This is a genomic window from Enterococcus sp. DIV0724b (assembly GCF_050531475.1).
Taxonomy (GTDB): domain Bacteria; phylum Bacillota; class Bacilli; order Lactobacillales; family Enterococcaceae; genus Enterococcus_L; species Enterococcus_L haemoperoxidus.
The window spans coordinates 220,697-235,465 of sequence record NZ_CP172890.1 but is presented as its reverse complement, the minus strand read 5'-3'; the positions used below and the strand labels follow the sequence as shown (position 1 = coordinate 235,465).

Genomic DNA, 14,769 nt, shown 5'->3' with positions numbered 1-14,769 from the left:
TCCTTTCTTGTGTAAGGTTGAATAGATCAGATAAAATTCATCGGTTCAGCATCGATCGATAATTTCAACCCATGTGCTGTTGCTCTTTGGGTGTCGGTCAGTATCTTTTTTAAGATATTTTGTAAATTAGGTTCATTTTTATATTTTATGATTACTTGATAAAAATAACGATTATTGACCCGCATAATTGCATTTGGCGTTGGACCGAGCAAAATACTTTGGTCAGATAATCCTTCTTTTAACTCGTTGACGATTTCAAACATCTGTTTTGCTGCTTGATTTTCTTCTGGGTGACTGGCCGTGATTTGTACCGTAAAGAAAAACGGTGGGTAGTCTCCACGATGCCGGACATACATTTCCTTTTGGTAAAAGTCTTCATAATCTTGCGCCTTGGCTAATTGGATCGCATAGTGTTCAGGATTAAAGGATTGAATGATGACTTCTCCTGGTTTTTCTGCTCGGCCTGCTCGACCACTGACTTGGGTCAATAACTGGAATGTGCGTTCACTTGAACGGAAATCAGGTAGATTAAGTGCCGTATCAGCATTTAAAACTCCAACTAACGTCACATTAGGAAAATCAAGTCCTTTAGCAATCATTTGGGTGCCTAACAAAATATCAGCTTCATGATTTCCAAATGCCGTCAGAATTTTCTCGTGAGCACCTTTTCGTCTGGTTGTATCCACATCCATCCGCAAAACTCGACTTTCAGGGAAAAGTGCTTTTAGCTCTTCTTCCACTTTTTGAGTCCCAGTTCCATAATAACGGATTTTATCTCCGCCACAATTTGGACAATGATAAGGAATTCGTTCTTCATGACCGCAATAATGGCATTTCATCGTTTTCGTATCCATATGAAGTGTCAACGAAATATCACAGTTTGGGCAAGGCAAAACATAGCCGCAATCTCGGCACATTACAAAAGAGGAGTACCCTCGACGATTTAGTAATAAAACACTTTGTTCTTTTTTAGCTAGACGATCTTGGATTTTTTCTTGAAGCGCTAAAGAAAATGATGACGTGTTTTTATTTTGGATTTCTTCACGCATGTCTATAACATCGATCGTTGGTAAGCTCGCTGTCTGATTTGCTCTCTTAGATAGTACCAATCGTTCATAAACATTTTTTTGCGCCCGCGCTCTAGTCTCTAAAGAAGGTGTCGCACTTCCTAAAACAACAGGACAATGATGATATGACCCTCGCCAAATAGCCAGATCTCGTGCGTGGTAGCGCGGTGTTTCTTCTTGCTTATAGCTCGCTTCATGTTCTTCATCGATGATCACGACGCCAAGATTTTCCAAAGGTGCAAAAATGGCCGAACGTACTCCCACCACGACTTGCGCTTCACCACGTTCGATTTTTCGCCACTCATCGTATTTCTCACCTTGAGACAAGGCACTGTGCATTACGGCAACTTGGTCACCAAAACGGCTTTTAAAACGCTGTACCATTTGTGGTGTCAATGAAATTTCTGGAACTAGCATCATGGCTGTTTTCCCTTGATTCAGCACTTCTGCGATCACTTGCAGATATACTTCTGTTTTTCCGCTGCCAGTAATTCCTTCTAGTAAATAGGTTTGACTTAATCCTTGCTTCATCGACCCTAGAATTTTTTCTACTGCAATGTGCTGTTCGTCATTTAACGCAAGTGCTGTGGTTTTTTCAAACGTGTGATCAGCAAATGGGTCACGATACGCTTCAGCTTCGATAAACGTCAGCCATTGCCTGTTTGCTCCATCATTTAAAACGGCGGTACTAAACCCTAGTTCTTTCATCTCTTTGACTGTAGTCATTTTTTCTAAGCCTAATTGCTGCAAATAGTTGATTAATTGCTCTTTCTTTTGCGAACCTTTTCTAAGCTCCATTCGCGCTTCTTCTAATTGTTCAAAGTCTTTCAACGCTTTAATATAGCGGATCGTTTTCACTCGATTTCGTGTGTTCACTTCGTAACGGATATCGACTTTTTGCTGTTTTCTAAGTTGCATTAATTGCGGTAAAATATTACGAGCTAAAGCATCTTCCCAAGCGATTTCTTCCAATCCATCGAACAATTCATTTTGCACATTTTCTTCTAATTCATCTGTTAAATATATGTATTTGCTATAGTCTGCGCGCATCACACTTGGCAGCATAGTTTGTAAACAAGTAATTTTAAAGGCAAATGTTTTTTCCTTCATATAGTCTGCAAGTTCCAACAGTTCAGCATTTAACACAGGTTTTAAATCTAAAACAGAAAGAATTTCCTTCCATTCAAACTTTTGTGCTTTGATTACTTCGTCAGAAACTTCAGCAATCGCTAAAATGAACCCTTGTAAATGCCGATTTCCATTGCCGAAAGGAACTTCCACCCGCATACCAACTGCTAATTGTTGTTCTAAGTTAAAAGGAATCAAATAAGTAAACGGTTGGTCTGTCTGCATCGTTGGGACATCAACAATCACTTGTGCCGCTTTTCTCATAAACATTCCTCCATTCTATAAAAATTTTCTATCAATCTAAGGGGCTCGTTCAGCTTTTCTTTGCCTATTGTACTAAAGAATCAGACATTTGTCTTGTTCCTCTGATTTGTGTTACTAAAAATTAAAGCTCTCGTTCATTGTTCTTTTTAAAAGCATATAAAAACTGAGATGAAAACTTTTCATGGTTTCATCCCAGTTCCAGCTATTTTATAGACTTTTTTCTTCGCGGATGCGATTTTCAAGTTCTTTTTGTTCTTGTTCATGTCTCATTTTTTGTTCTTCTTTTGCCATACGCATTCTTTCGCGTTTTTCTTCTGGGCGAGGATCGTTGATTACTGTTGCAGCGTCGATTTCTTCTAGTGCTTGGCCTACGCTTTTTACAGATTCAAAATTTTCAAGTGTTGGTTGTGCACCTTCGTCTAATTCGTGCGCACGTTTGCTTGCTAGAATAACAAGTGAATATTTTGATGGTACTTCTTTTAATAATGAGTCAATAGATGGTTTTAGCATCATAAGGCTACATCTCCTTCAACATTTTAATATATTTACCAATTACTCGATCAACGCGAAAGTGTTCGCTCGCGATAATTTCTTTGATTCGCTTCACTGCCAATGGCACTTTATCGTTCACAACGGCATAATCATATAATGCCATCATTTCGATTTCTTCGCGAGCCACACGCATTCTTTCTTCAATCACATCATGATCATCGGTACCGCGACCAACAATTCGTGATTTTAGCTCTGATAAATCTGGTGGTGTTAGAAAAATAAATACGCCGTCCGGCACTTTTTCTTTCACTTGTTCAGCGCCTTGGACTTCGATTTCTAAAAAGACATCTTTTCCCTTATCAAGCGTTTGATTGACATAAGAAAGCGGCGTTCCGTAGTAATTTCCTACGTACTGTGCATATTCCAGCATTTCACCCGCTTCGATCATTGCTTCAAATTCTTCTTTTGTACGGAAGTAGTAATCTACTCCTTCTACTTCTCCTTCCCGCATTTTACGGGTAGTCATAGAAACTGAGTACTGAAAATCATTCTCTTCACTATCAAAAATTGCTTTTCGTACCGTTCCCTTACCAACTCCAGAAGGACCCGATAGTACAATTAATAATCCACGCTCTGACATGACGACTTCCTTTCAAAATATGTCTTTTAAGTATTACTTCTATAATGCACTTTTTTTCAGTAATTTTCAAGGCTTTATTGCTTAATATTTTCAAAAAAGGAATATACTTTTCCATCTAGATATAGAATAAAATAATTTCATCCATCACAACATTATCTACTTTGTTGAAAAGATAACAACGTTTGTCCTGCCTATAACCTTTTAAATAACATTCACACAGAGAATTTTTATCCTATTGTCTTCTATCTCTCAAAAATGTCACCTCTATTACAAAAATATTTGCAAAAAAAGTATACACTTTACCCACTTTTCAAGTAAAATGAAGTTATTACGCACTTTTATGTTCTGGTAACCTAACAACTTACAAAATTGATCTATAAAAAACGAAGGGACTTAAATCTATGTTCATAAAAAAAACATTTTGGAAAGCCACAACAGCCTTCTTACTTGCTGCTTGTATTTCACTTGGAGGTTTTGTACAAACAAGTTATGCAGAAGAAGACCTAATGGAATTTGCAAAAAAATCAGGTTATCCTATAAAAGAAGGCTATCGACCAAAAGCCTCTATCGTGATCGATGCTGATTCTGGTCAGATTTTATGGGAAGAACAACCAGATCTATCTTGGAGCCCCGCAAGTATCGCTAAAGTCATGACGATGTATCTAGCCTTCGAAGCGATGGAGCAAGGGAAATTCAACTTGGACACTACTGTCACAGCAACTGAAAAATATGTAAAGATCTCTCAAATCTACGCTTTAAGCAATAGCAAGATCACACTAGGAGTCGAATATCCTGTTCGCGACTTATTTTCAATGGTAGCAGTCCCCTCTTCAAACGTTGCTACACTGATGCTGGCAAATTTAGTTTCTGATAATGATGAAGCTGGATTTATTCATAAAATGAATGAGAAAGCAGCAGAATTAGGCATGACAAATACAACTTACTTTAACAGCAGTGGCGCACAAATCAGTGCCTTTGACGGATTGTATCAAGCACCAGGCATCGATCCTGAAGGCGATAATAAATCAACTGCTAGAGACTTGGCTATTTTAACGTATAATTTAATCAAAAAATATCCTGATGTTTTACAATTCACTAACAAGCCCGTTGTTACGACTATGGAAAATACACCTTATGCTGAAACTTTTGAAACGTATAATTACTCATTGCCCGGCGCAAAATATGGCTATGACGGAGTTGATGGATTAAAAACTGGTTCAAGTCCAACTGGTGGATTTAACTATATTGCAACAGCTAAAAAAGGTGATATTCGACTGATTGAAGTTGTTTTAGGCGTAGGTGACTGGTCCGATCAAGAGGGAGAATATGAACGGCACCTTGCTGGAAATGCGATTTTAGATCATGCCTTTTCTACTTATGAATATAAAAAATTACTTTCTAAAGGGTCAAATAAGATCAATGAAAAAGAAATCACGCTGGAACAAGATTTTTACGGATTTGCTAAAAAGGATACTGAGCTTAGTTTCACGTTAGCAGATGGTAAACTATCTTTAAATAATGAATATGGTCAAGTGTCTCCAACTATCCCTGCTCGTAGTGTTCCGTACCAAGAATCTAACTCAAAATCAGTTGTGGACCCTTCTGCCAAATCAGAAAAAAAGAAGGCTACCCAGCCTTCATCTATAAAAAAGGAGGAGCATCCTTATTTGCTCACCGGTATCTTAGCCATTTTAGGTTTATTACTACTGATTCTTTCAAAAATATTTAGAAAACGCATCGCTGGCACTAGACGTGGTAGCAGAAAAACGTCAACACCAACGACCCGTTTGCTCTTTATTTTAGGAACTCTTTTAATCCTTTCAGCAGTTTGCGTATTTATCTTTTTATAAAAAATAAAAGAATGAGACAAAACTAAAAAAAACGGTTTTGTCTCATTCTTTTTGGATTATTGTTGCGCTTAAAATCCCATATTTGATAAAGTATTCACAACACCCATAATTTCATCATGGCGTTTGATTTTTTTATCCACAGGTCCATCTACTTCTTCGGCATCCACACGGACAACGAAACGACGGTTCAATGTGACAAATGCCTCTTCATTCACACGAATATTTAAAAGCTCCTCTGTAAATGAAACACAAGCATCTTCCCAAACGTCAAATGGCTCTTTATCAGAAATGATTTCTCTTTTTACCACAGATTTCCCGCTTAATTCATGAAACGTTACATCATAATACTTTGACATTATTATTCACCTCTTTGCTTTCTTCTCTTTAATTATAGCTTTAAAAAACGGAATCACAAACTATTTTCTATTATTCGACATTTTGAATTTGTTCGCGAATTTTTTCAAGCAACGTTTTCATCTGAACTACGATATTTTTGATTTCTATCGGACTGGATTTTGAACCGATCGTATTCACTTCACGGTTCATCTCCTGAATCAGAAAATCTAACTCTCGACCAACTGGTTCTGGCTGAATCAATAATTCCTGCAACTTATCCACATGAATCGCTAGACGATCTAACTCTTCGTGAATATCTCCTTTTTCAAGTAAAATCGCAAGCTCTGTCAATAAACGAGTTTCGTCTACTTGACCGCCTAGCCAATCGTTCAACTTTGTTTCAAATTTTTCACGATAATCTTTTTCATAAATTACAACAAAGTCTGATAATCCATTGACTAAATTAATAAAATCCTGACTATACGTGTTCAACACTTGTTGAATCTTTTGACCTTCCTGTAGGCGGCTGGCGTCGATTCGTTCCACCGCTTTTTTCACGCACTCTAAGACTAGTAAGCCAAACGATTCGTCTACTTCCTGCTTTTCTGTGACCTCAACATAATCTGAATTGTTAAGTAATTGATTGATGTTTTGTGCAGGATCAAATTCAGCTTGAGGATAATTTGCCGTTAATTCTTGTTGGACTTCTCCTAATAATTGATGGATGAGATTCCAATGAACCAACACTTCTTTCGTACCACTGCCGCTTTGTTTGATATTGATATAGGCTTCGATCCGCCCGCGTTGCAATGTCTCTTTCATTAATTGGCGAATCGCCATTTCGTAAGGATTGACCTCTTTTGGCATCCGTAATTGAATATCTAAAAAACGTTGATTAACACTCTTGATTTCAACATCAATTTGATAGGCGTCATTTAAAAATGTTTCTTTTCCAAAACCAGTCATACTTTTCATCGACAGGGTGTCCTCTCTACATAGATTTTAGTGCATTAGATAATATCTCAAATTCTTCATTCGTTAAAGTGATCCCTTTACCCATTTTTTCATGATCCGCAGACCAATCTCTTAAATCGAATTTCGGCGGACGACCATTCCAACTGACTAAATTGAATTCCTTACGCCACCCTTGATTATTTTCTGATAGTACTGCAATTTCTTCTACGATTTCATATGAAAATTCTTGTTTCATTGTTCATCCACTCCTTGTATTATAAATTCTTTCATTAAAATTTGTAGCGCTTGAACTGGTAATTTATCTAGTAAAAAAACCAAGCGCTGCGGTTTTTCTTTTTCATCTGAATCCAGTAAATTATTCATTAATGATAACTGTTGTTTATCCGAAAGTAAAAAGTAGTCTTCATAATATTTCTTCAGCCATTCTTGGATAGAGATCATTCCGATCGTCTCCACCAGATTCGTCTGCATCTTCCCACTTTTTTGGAGAAGTTCCACTAATTCTTGGATCTTGTACAACTTAGAAGCAGAAATTTCCTGACTCTTTGCTATTAATTCGACTAAAACCAACCCGATATTTTCCGTATACACCCTGTCTTTATAAACTTTACGCAATTTTTTACAGATTTTATTTTGTTGTTCAGTAGAATCCCATAGATTTATTTGATAGGTATTTTTAATAAAGGCAAAAAAATCACGTTGGAATATCTCAGCATTTTTCAACGTCTCGTCAAATGTGTACCAATGGCCTAAATACTTCCGTCCAATAACTTTCATTGTTTCTAAATACCCTAACTGGATATTTTTGGTTGAACGGACCCCATCAAATAAAAGAACTGCCCCCATGGACCACGATGTCTGTAAGTTAAGCATTGTAGTCGTAGCTGGTATTTTGATTGGTTTTGTGATCCCAGGACCCTTAACGTCGACCACGATGCATTCTGTAGCTCCATTTTGCAAGGCAACATCCACTGGGATATTATTTCGATAACCACCATCTACATAATATTTCCCATCTATTTGAGTGGCTGCCATAGCGGGAAAAAAAGAGGCCGAGGCTAACAACCAACTCTGCCAGCGATCACTTTGGCATGTATTGAAATGTATATTTTTTTCTTGTAGACCAGGTAATTCAGTCGTTACTATATAAAAATCTGACGTAACTTCTTGCATTTTTTTTTGAGAGAATGTCTCTTTGATCAAATTACGTAACGGTAACGTAGAAACACCGTTTGATTGGATTGCATTTACAGTAAATGAGCCGATTTGGCTAACCATGCCGCTTAAGGTATCGGCTGACGTTGCCGTAACTGGAAAAGATAAAATTTTTTGCGTATCGATTTTTTCCCACATATTTTTAGCGGCTTCAAAATCATCTTGTAAAATCAACGCACCATTCAATGCACCTACCGATGTCCCTGTAATAATAGTCAACGGGATATCTAATTCCTCCAACGCTTGCCAAACCCCAATTTGATAAGCGCCACGAGCTCCCCCGCCGCCAAGCACTAATGCAGTATTATAACTTAAATCTTTGGTACTTATTCGATCTTCATGAACCGCGTATCCTTGTTTCAAGAAAACGTCTTGTAAGTGTAAGGTGAGTGATTGAGAAAAAACAAATGTGATCGTTGGTTGAAATGTTTGTTTAAAAAGTTTTTCAATCGCCAGAAAGATTGCTGTCCAGCTAAGTTTTACTGATTCTCGTATCAATACATTTGTGACAGCCCCATGTTCAACAGTCAAAAATATATAGGGATTCTTTCCCTTATAGATAACATACGCAGTTCCTGAATTTTCACGTGTTTTTTTATAAAATACATGTCTAGCTAAAGTATGAGTACTATAAAAAGGAAATAATAATATGCTTTTAGAAACCTGTCCAGAAAAATAATCCCACTGCGAAGCAACCATTTGTTCAATCTTCATTTCAAATCCACCTCCGTCTTTTTAAGTATACCAAAACTACCCAAAAATTACTTTTTATTTAAAGTATATAAAAAAGACACAATTTCAATAGTTTTTCACGTAAAATAGAAGCGTTACACTTTTGCTTTAACATTGACTTTGCTAAAAAACGATAGTTTAATAGAAGATGGTGTTTTTATTTTGTCACCAACTTAATTAAATAAACACAGATTGCCGACCTTTTGCAGTCAAAACTAGCAACTGAAACTTTTCGGCTTATCTATATAAAAGAATAACTAATTACAAAGGATGTTTATATGAAAAAAAGAAAAGTTTTACTGAAAATTTGCTCACTGATATTGGTTCTAGGCTATTTTTCAGGCATTTTTACAGCTACTAGTGCCTACGCTCAAGAAGATATTCTAACAATTACTCAAAATGCAGGTTATCAAACGAATGAATTTTATAAACCAAAAGCCTCAATCGTAATCGAAGCTCAAACGGGGCAAGTCCTTTGGGAAGATAATCCAGATTTAAAATGGAACCCAGCCAGTATTGCCAAATTAATGTCTGTTTATCTTGTATTTGAAGCAATGGCAAACGGACAATTTACTTTGGATACAACCGTTAAAGCAACAGATAACGATCAAGCTATTTCACAGATTTATGAATTAAGTAATAACTCGATCGTTTCAGGCGTAGACTACCCCGTTCGGGACTTGCTTTATGCAACACTCGTGCAATCATCAAATGTCGCTACTGTGATGTTAGCAAACCTTGTAACTGCCAACGATGAAGCAAAATTTATCCATATGATGAATGATAAAGCCAAAAAACTTGGTATGACAAATTCGACGTTTTACAATTGCAGTGGCGCTGAAACTGGTTCATTCAACGGTTATTACAAGCCTGAAGGAATCGACCAAAATGCGGATAACGTCACTACAGCAAGAGATTTAGCTATTTTATCTTATCATTTACTAAAAAATTATCCAGATACAGTAACATACACAAGCCCAACTCAAATCACGATCATGGAAAATACGCCTTACGCTGAGGTTTTAGAAAACCATAACTATTCGTTACCTGGCCTAGCTTATGGCTATGAAGGTGCAGATGGTTTAAAAACTGGTTCTAGCCCAACTGGTGGCTTTAACTATGCAGCAACTGCCAAACGTGAAAATACACGTCTCATCGAAATTGTGCTAGGTGTAGGCGATTGGGAAGATCAAGAAGGTGAATTGCAGCGTCACGCTTTTGGTAATGCCATTTTTGACCAAGCTTTTGCTACCTATGAATATAAGCAATTACTTCCTAAAGGAAACAACACGATAAACAAAGAAGAAGTGATTCTAGAGCAAGACTTTTATGGTGTTATTCAGCGAAATACTGAACCGGCTTTTAATCTATCCGCTGATAAAGTAACATTGAACACTAGTCTTACTCAAGTTTCACCTACAATTAAAGCTCCTAGTGTTGGCTTTAAATATGCAAAAAAACTAAAAGCATTACAACATTCTACTCTTTTGAAAAACGGAAACAAAAAAAATAGTTTATCTACCTTTTTTATAAATGGTTTGTTGGTCATTTTAGGATTCTTATTCATGGCTTTATCAAAACTATTTAAAAAAGAACCCTCAGAAACTGGTAACGCTAAAAACATTAGCCCTTTATTCGTTTTAGGGATCATTCTTGTTCTTGTAGGAATTGGTTTGAGTATATACACAGTAGGCGTTGGACCTTGGATTTAATTACAACAATGAAAGAACAGCTACCTAGTGAAATCGCTAGGTAGCTGTTCTTTTACGTATCTTTGCTAACTTAGTAAAGAATAGACATTTTATAAAATTCACACAAATTTGGGCAAGAAAGTTGAGAATTAGCTGTTTGTTATTAAGGAATTATTTATTTTTTTTAAGTTGCTTGATTTGTTTTTCGATTTGATCAATTTGTTTACCTAATGCTTTTTGTTCATTTTTATCACGTGATACTTTTTTCTTGTTGATCAATTCTTGTTTTTCTTTGATCAATGCGTTAATTTTTGCTGCGTTATCTTCAACTGGTGTAGATGGTACTGTATTTTCTGTTGAACCACCTGTTGCGCTACCGTTTTTCAACGCTTGGATTTCACGTTCGATTTCACCAATGCGAATACCTAATGCTTTTTGTTCTTGTGGGTCACGACTAACTTTTTTCTTATTGATTACTTCTTGTTTTTCTTTGATTAATGCATTGATTTTTGCCGCTGTGTCTTCAGCTGGAGTTGTTGTATTTCCAGTTGAGCTACTTGTTGTGCTACCTTTTTTCAATGCTTGGATTTCACGTTCTATCTCGCCAATACGGATACCCAATGCTTTTTGTTCTTGCCAATCACGGCTTACTTTTTTCTTGTTGATTGCTTCTTGTTTTTCTTGGATTAACGCGTTGATTTTTGCTGTGTTATCTACAAGTTGTGCTGAGTTCGCATGTACTTGAGTAGCCGTTGCTAAAAATCCTGTTCCCCCGATTGATAACGCTAAACCAGCAACTACTGCACCTTTTACAAATTTGTTCATTATAAATTCCTCCAATTTTTTTATTCGAACACTACTATTTATATAACAATAGTTCCGATACACAGATTATACCCACAGTTTCAAAAAAAGTAAACTATTATTTTATAAATAGTAGTATCAACTATTTCTGAAAATCAAGAAATTTATGAAAAAGATTGATTTACCAAGGGTTTTTAAATTTTCCAAAAAATTAAAAAACTAATTTTTTTGCTCAACTTCAAACAAAAAAACCAGTTTCTTAAATTAATTCTTTTAAATAACAATTACTATAATTTATCATAGTTAATCAAAATTATAGAGGTCATTTCAAAAACACATTATTTCTATTTTTTACACCCATCATCAGTAACAAACTTAACAGTAATAAACCTACTATACTAACTAACTTGGGTTTTTTATTAGTTTCTCCTGCCTTAGGTAATCTATTTTGATTACTATTTGAACCTACTTTGCTATCTGTAGAGGAATTAATTTCATTTCCTTCAATTTTTGTATACACGTAAATCACTTCTTGAGACTCTTCTAAAAAAATCCCTTTTTCATTTAATGGTACTTCTTTTAGTGACCAACCTGCTATTTCTTTCGCTTTCGCTTCATATGGTAACCCTACTTTTCCTGACAATACTTCTTTTGTTGCTATTTCATTGCCTTCTTCATCTTGATACTTGACTTCAATTGGTGCTGCTTCTTTACGTTCATACACATAAATCACTTCTTGAGGCTCTTCTAAAAAAATCCCTTTTTCATTTAACGGTACTTCTTTTAGTGACCAACCTGCTATTTCTTTCGCTTTCGCTTCATACGGTAACCCTACTTTTCCTGACAATACTTCTTTTGTTGCTATTTCATTGCCTTCTTCATCTTGATACTTGACTTCAACTGGCGCTGCTTCTTTACGTTCATACACATAAATCACTTCTTGGGGCTCTTCTAAAAAAATCCCTTTTTCATTTAACGGTACTTCTTTTAGTGACCAACCTGTTATTTCTTTCGCTTTCGCTTCATACGGTAACCCTACTTTTCCTGACAATACTTCTTTTGTTGCTATTTCACTGCCTTCTTCATCTTGATACTTGATTTCAACTGGTGCTGCTTCTTTACGTTCATACACATAAGTCACTTCTTGGGGATTCTTAGCAAATTCACCGCTCGTAGTTCCTTGTATTTCTTTAATTTCCCAACCAGTTATCTCTCTAGCTTCTGTCTCATATTTTGATCCTGCTAGACCAGTCAGAGTAATAGAATCTGAAAGTTCATTCCCTTCTTCATCTACATATTTAACAAGTATAATCCCTGTTGCTATCTCCCATATATATGTATCTGGATTAGTTCCATCATATGTTAAACCTAAAATATCACTAGACTCGTAGGTTTTCCCTGTTGCTAGACCAATCCAACGACCAGTATATATAGTATTAATTGTCGGAATAAGACGCAGACCTATTTTTTGGTTAAAGTTTTGTCCAGCTCCTAAGATTATAGATTCAGGAGGCCGGTTACCTACTCCTGCATTTAAAAATAAACTAGTGAGTTTCATATTACTGCTTAGCGGCAACCCCGAAATATCAATATGCTTCAAACTGCTCATTCCTGAAAACATACCATCAGCGTATTTAGTATTGTTAACTAAATTTATGTTTTGTGGAAGAATTAATGTTTCTAAACTCGCAACATCTTCAAACATGTTGTTAATATATGAAAGTGATCTTGGCGTATTAAGTGAACTAAAATCAGCACTATAAAGCTGAGTAGCGCCAGAAAACATAGCACTATAGTTTGTTGTTGCGGAAAAGTCTACTAATTCCAAGCCCTCAATAATTTCTAAATATCTGTAATTGAATAACTCTTTAGTTACTGCCCCAGCTTTTACGGGCTGAGTAAATACAATTTTTTTCACCTCTCCAGTTTTAGGTCTAGGTCTAAATGAAGCTGGGACACCTAATGTACCCGCACTAATATATGATAAAATACCATTTTCAAAAGTCCAACTAACTGTGCCAAAAACACCTACTTCTACCGCTTTAGTTGAATCATCTGAAAATCTATTACCTTCTTCACTGTTATCTACAGACAAGTTTGAATCATAACTTTCTACTTCTGCTTCAGAAGGTAGTACGGAAAGTTGATTGCTATCGCTGGACCCCTTCGTTTGATCAACTTCTTCATTGTTATCCTGTTCACCTATTTTTTCATTTTCTAAAGAGGGAGTTACCTCTGCACCATCCTGTTCTATGTTTAAATTAGCTTCATTTGCATATACTTCAACAACATTCAACAAATTAGATATGAATAACATACCTACTAACAGTAGTCTTAATTTCATTTATACAATCCTTTCAGCATTTCAAATCCGAATTATTTTTTGTTAAATATCATTTTAAGTTAAATTATTAAATAATGATTATCTAATTTAGGGATATTATTCAAAATAAGGTATGGTGCACCCAAAGTTAACTCATTGTAAAAGACATATCGAGCTTTGAACTCATTGTTGAAAACGCTTCATAATTCTATTTTAATTTTTGAGTTTTCGTTTGTGTTGACAAACAATTTTGAAAGCCATTTTATTTAGTCAACTTCTAACAAATTAATTAGATTTTTAGCTACTACGTAGGCAAGAGCCCCTCCTAAAAATGGTCCAACAGTATATACCCATAAATCTGCTACCCCATATTTACCTGCGTATAACATAGGAACTACGCTACGCATAGGATTCATAGATGGTCCTGTTAACTCCGCTCCAGCAATAATCAGTGCCATTAAAGCAATTCCGTTTATAAATGGTGCAGCCTTTTCAAGAAAGTTCTTTCTACTTGTTCTTATAACCACTAAAGAAAATAGAAATGTAAATAAGGCTTCTACCAAAAATGCAAATCCTACTGACAAACTGCCTATGTTACTTTTACCTAGATCATCTATAGGCAAATTTTTCTCAAGCAAACTAAACAATAAAAATATTATTGATAAATTAGCCCCTATAAATTGACCAACAAAGTATAAAATCATCGTCTTAGCATCAATGGTTTTATTTAGAAAAAAAACAAACGTTATCACAGGATTAGCCTGAGCACCAGAAATATTCCCAGCTAATACGGACGACATAATAATCGCTGAAAATGCACCCATTCCTGATATCAGAATATTTGATAATTTTTCGTCTTGAATTAAAACCATCGAAGATACTGTTAACGTTATCATAATAAACATAGCGATTGATTCACCCAATATTATTTGAAAAGATCTTTTTGTCATATACTCCTCCCACACCAATTAACTATTTATTTAACGTTAAAGTTGGGACAGAAATATTTAATTCCGAAAACCTAAGTAGGTAACGTTTTATGTCTGTTCCCACAATATATATATTTTTTTGTAAAGGGTTGCTTTTACACCACTGTTTATTAGGATTATAGGTGACTGGATTACAACTCGTGGAGTTACGTTCCAGTCACCATTTATTTTTGGTTTACGTGCGTGTATACGGGTGATTTATATTAGAAACCTTTTAAATAGCCCAAATCATCAATCTAATTGGACACATCACTTATAGTATT

At 35.7% G+C, this 14,769-nt stretch carries 12 protein-coding genes; 2 read left to right on the top strand and 10 right to left on the bottom strand.

Translation table 11 applies throughout. The annotated features are described in order from the left end of the window. Positions 1-26: 26 nt before the first annotated feature. The 3 genes from priA to gmk all read right to left on the bottom strand — a co-directional run bounded on the left by priA (position 27) and on the right by gmk (position 3,591). Positions 27-2,459, bottom strand: coding sequence for a primosomal protein N' (priA, locus tag IGJ02_RS01095; RefSeq protein ID WP_430602914.1), 2,433 nt, complete (start codon positions 2,457-2,459; stop codon positions 27-29). A gap of 207 nt (positions 2,460-2,666) precedes the next feature. Next, on the bottom strand, positions 2,667-2,972 hold the full coding sequence (rpoZ, locus tag IGJ02_RS01090; protein ID WP_010761908.1) for a DNA-directed RNA polymerase subunit omega: 306 nt from the start codon (positions 2,970-2,972) through the stop codon (positions 2,667-2,669). Positions 2,973-2,976: 4 nt separating this feature from the next. Beyond that, positions 2,977-3,591: a guanylate kinase gene (gene gmk, locus IGJ02_RS01085; protein WP_010761909.1), complete on the bottom strand. Its 615-nt coding sequence runs from the start codon at positions 3,589-3,591 to the stop codon at positions 2,977-2,979. 401 nt (positions 3,592-3,992) lie between these two features. Between gmk and IGJ02_RS01080 the strand changes: the two genes are divergently transcribed. Further along, entirely contained in the window at positions 3,993-5,441 is a 1,449-nt protein-coding gene (locus tag IGJ02_RS01080; RefSeq protein ID WP_430602913.1) for a DUF1958 domain-containing protein, read from the top strand. 68 nt (positions 5,442-5,509) lie between these two features. On the opposite strand, the gene IGJ02_RS01075 is transcribed toward IGJ02_RS01080, so the two are convergent. The 4 genes from IGJ02_RS01075 to IGJ02_RS01060 form a co-directional block, all read right to left on the bottom strand. Continuing rightward, the gene (locus IGJ02_RS01075; protein WP_430602912.1) at positions 5,510-5,797 is read right to left on the bottom strand and encodes a hypothetical protein; all 288 of its coding nucleotides are present in this window, start codon (positions 5,795-5,797) and stop codon (positions 5,510-5,512) included. Positions 5,798-5,867: 70 nt separating this feature from the next. Beyond that, on the bottom strand, positions 5,868-6,752 hold the full coding sequence (locus IGJ02_RS01070) for a YicC/YloC family endoribonuclease (protein WP_430602911.1): 885 nt from the start codon (positions 6,750-6,752) through the stop codon (positions 5,868-5,870). A 16-nt stretch (positions 6,753-6,768) separates the two neighbouring features. Next, positions 6,769-6,987, bottom strand: coding sequence for a YdbC family protein (locus IGJ02_RS01065; RefSeq protein WP_010761913.1), 219 nt, complete (start codon positions 6,985-6,987; stop codon positions 6,769-6,771). Then, complete coding sequence (locus tag IGJ02_RS01060) at positions 6,984-8,681, bottom strand: patatin-like phospholipase family protein (RefSeq protein WP_430602909.1); 1,698 nt, start codon at positions 8,679-8,681, stop codon at positions 6,984-6,986. Before IGJ02_RS01060 ends, IGJ02_RS01065 begins: the two co-directional genes overlap by 4 nt. 296 nt (positions 8,682-8,977) lie before the next feature. On the opposite strand from IGJ02_RS01060, the gene IGJ02_RS01055 reads away from it, so the two are divergent. Continuing rightward, the gene (locus IGJ02_RS01055) at positions 8,978-10,411 is read left to right on the top strand and encodes a DUF1958 domain-containing protein (protein WP_010761915.1); all 1,434 of its coding nucleotides are present in this window, start codon (positions 8,978-8,980) and stop codon (positions 10,409-10,411) included. A 150-nt stretch (positions 10,412-10,561) separates the two neighbouring features. Here IGJ02_RS01055 and IGJ02_RS01050 read toward each other — a convergent pair whose 3' ends face one another. From IGJ02_RS01050 to IGJ02_RS01040, 3 genes are all read right to left on the bottom strand, one after another. After that, positions 10,562-11,215: a hypothetical protein gene (locus IGJ02_RS01050; protein WP_010761916.1), complete on the bottom strand. Its 654-nt coding sequence runs from the start codon at positions 11,213-11,215 to the stop codon at positions 10,562-10,564. A gap of 301 nt (positions 11,216-11,516) precedes the next feature. After that, positions 11,517-13,538: a MucBP domain-containing protein gene (locus tag IGJ02_RS01045; protein WP_430602908.1), complete on the bottom strand. Its 2,022-nt coding sequence runs from the start codon at positions 13,536-13,538 to the stop codon at positions 11,517-11,519. A 245-nt stretch (positions 13,539-13,783) separates the two neighbouring features. Beyond that, a complete protein-coding gene (locus IGJ02_RS01040) occupies positions 13,784-14,467 on the bottom strand; it encodes an MIP/aquaporin family protein (protein ID WP_430602907.1) in 684 nt (227 codons plus the stop codon). Positions 14,468-14,769: the final 302 nt, after the last annotated feature.